This window comes from Streptomyces sp. OfavH-34-F (assembly GCF_022347745.1).
Taxonomy (GTDB): domain Bacteria; phylum Actinomycetota; class Actinomycetes; order Streptomycetales; family Streptomycetaceae; genus Streptomyces.
Window position 1 is genome coordinate 1 of record NZ_JAKRGC010000529.1, and the last position, 2,563, is coordinate 2,563.

Consider the following 2,563-nt stretch of genomic DNA (forward strand, 5'->3'; position numbering starts at 1 on the left):
CCACCGCACCCCGGACGAAGGTCCCCTCCGGTGTCGTGGCGCAGGTCCGCGACGGCGCGGAGCGCTGACCGGCGTACGCCCTCCCCTCCCGGCCGCCGTCGCGGCGGCCGGGTCGGGCCCGCGCCCCCCCGGGCCCGACGCCCTCACTTCCCGGCTGTGGAGCAGTTCCATGCACATTCCCCACGACGCGCGGCGCTCCGCCGCGCCGCGCGTCACCCTGCTCACCGAAGGCACCTACCCGCACAGTCACGGTGGTGTGAGCGTCTGGTGCGACCAACTCGTCACCGGTATGCCCGACATCGCGTTCGACGTGCTCGCCGTCACCGGCACCGGCCGCGAGCCGGTCGTCTGGGACATCCCCGCCCAGGTCGGCCGCGTCGTCTCCGTCCCGATGTGGGGCCCCGCCCCCGAGGGGCAGGCGCCGTACGGGCGCCACGGCCGGCGGCTCGCCCAGTCGTACGAGCGGTTCGTCACCGCGCTGCTCGACCCGCGCGCGGAGAGCGGCTTCGGCCCGGCGCTGTACGCGCTGGCACGGGCCGGCGAGGACGGCAGGCTCAGCCCGTTCCTGCGCGGGAACCAGGCGCTCGGCATCCTGACGGCCGTCTGGAACCGGCCCGGGCTCGCGGTGCGCGAGGCCCGGCCGACCCTGCACGACGCGGTGACCGCGACCGCGCTCCTGGAGCACGCCCTGCGGCCGCTGGCCGCGCCGTACCCGACGGCGGGCGTGGCGCACGCGGTCAGCGGAGGGGTGGCGGTCCTGCCGGGACTCGCCGCGCTGGAACGGCACGGTGTGCCGCTGCTGCTCACCGAGCACGGCGTCTACCTGCGCGAACGCTACCTCGGGTACCGCACCGCTCCGTACCGGTGGCCGGTGAAGGCCCTGGTGCTGGGCTTCTTCCGGCTGCTCGCGGAGGAGACGTACCGGCGGGCCGCCCTGATCACCCCGGGCAACCGGTACAACCGGCTCTGGGAGGAGCACGGGGGTGCCGCGCCCGACGCGATCCGCACCGTCTACAACGGCGTGGACCCCGCCGCCTTCCCGCCCGCCGGGCCGGAGCCCACCGACCCCGTGCTGAGCTGGGCCGGCCGGGTCGACCCGATCAAGGACCTGGAGACCCTCATTCGCGCGTTCGCCCTCGTGAGGGAGCGGGTGCCCGCCGCGCGGCTGCGCCTGTTCGGCGGTACGCCGCGCGGCGGGGAGGGTTACCGGGAGCGGTGCGAGGCGCTGGCGGCGGAGCTGGGCCAGGGCGCCTCGGTCACCTTCGAGGGCCGGGTCGAGGACATCAGGGACGCCTACGCGGCGGGAAACGTGGTGATGCTGTCCAGCATCAGCGAGGGCTTCCCCTTCACCCTGATCGAAGCCATGTCGTGCGGGCGGGCCACCGTGTCCACGGACGTGGGCGGTGTACGGGAGGCGGTCGGTGACACCGGTCTCGTCGTGCCGCCCCGCGATCCGGCCGCGATGGCCGCCGCGGCCCTGGAGCTGCTGGCCGATCCCGCCCGGCGCCGGAGGATGGGCGAGGGGGCCCGGCTCAGGGTGATCGAGCAGTTCACCCTCCGGCAGACCATCGACACCTTCCGCGCCATCTACCAGGAGTTGTCCGACCCCGGACTGCGCGAATCGCCCCCGGTCGGCGGGGCACGCCCGCAGTCGGCCGTGGACGGATTCCCGGTGAGGAGCGCGGCCGTATGAGCGGACCCATATCGCTGGAACCGGGCGGCGCGGAGCAGGACACCCTGGCCCTGCGTCTCGCCGACGACCGGACCCTCGCTCTGCGCCTCGGCGACGACCGCACGCTGGCCCTGCGTCTCGGTGACGACCGCACCCTCGCTCTGCGTCTCGCCGATCTGCACCCGGGGGCCACCGTCCTGCCCCGCCGCAAGGCGCAGGCCGACGCGGTGGACGAGCTGGCCGCCGCGCTGGCCGACCGGGTCGCGCCCGCGGTCCACTCCTACGAGGTCGCCGCGCTGCTGGAGTCCGAGGGCCTGACCGGCGACGTGATCCGGGAGAAGTACGGGCACGACGACCTGTTCTCGCTGGCGACGGCGGTGTACCGGCGCGTGCCACGGACGTACCCGGAGCCGGCCCGTCCCGAGGACCCCTGGCGGCCGGACCATCTGCGCTGCGCCTTACGGGGACTGCTGTTCGCGCTCCCCGGCCTCGCGTACGCACTCGCGGGGCGGCTGCTGCCTTCGGACGGCACGGTGCGGGCGCTGGTGGTGGCGGGGCTGATCTCCTGGGCCTGGAACCAGGCGCTGGGCCACCGCGCGTACCTGCGTCTGGCGACCGGGCGGCGGGAGGCGGGCCGCACCCTCGCGAAGGGGGCGCCGCTGGGTGCCGCGGTGGCGGCCGGCGCCGGAGTCGCGCTCGCGGGCTCGGGCGTGACGGCCCTGGTCGTCACGGTCCAGTCGGCCTATCTCGCGGCGGCCGGTGTGCTGTTGGTGCTGGGCCGCGAGCGGCTGCTGCTGGCGGCGCTGCTGCCGGTCGCGGCCGGTGGGGCGTCCCTGCTGTGGTGGGAGCCCGGGAACGTGCTGCGCGCCGGGCTGCCGCTGTTGTCGCTGC

At 75.7% G+C, this 2,563-nt stretch carries 1 protein-coding gene and 1 pseudogene; both read left to right on the plus strand.

Annotated features, from left to right (window positions below):
- The first annotated feature begins 169 nt into the window (after positions 1-169).
- Positions 170-1,693: a GT4 family glycosyltransferase PelF gene (gene pelF / locus MHW47_RS34425; RefSeq protein ID WP_239227767.1), complete on the plus strand. Its 1,524-nt coding sequence runs from the start codon at positions 170-172 to the stop codon at positions 1,691-1,693.
- Positions 1,690-2,563, plus strand: a pseudogene (locus MHW47_RS34430) (hypothetical protein); the annotation flags it as partial. The gene pelF and the pseudogene MHW47_RS34430, both read left to right, overlap by 4 nt.

Coding starts and splice junctions, on each gene's coding strand:
- pelF (WP_239227767.1), top strand. CDS start 170: ATGCACATTCCCCACGACGCGCGGCGCTCCGCCGCGCCGCGCGTCACC.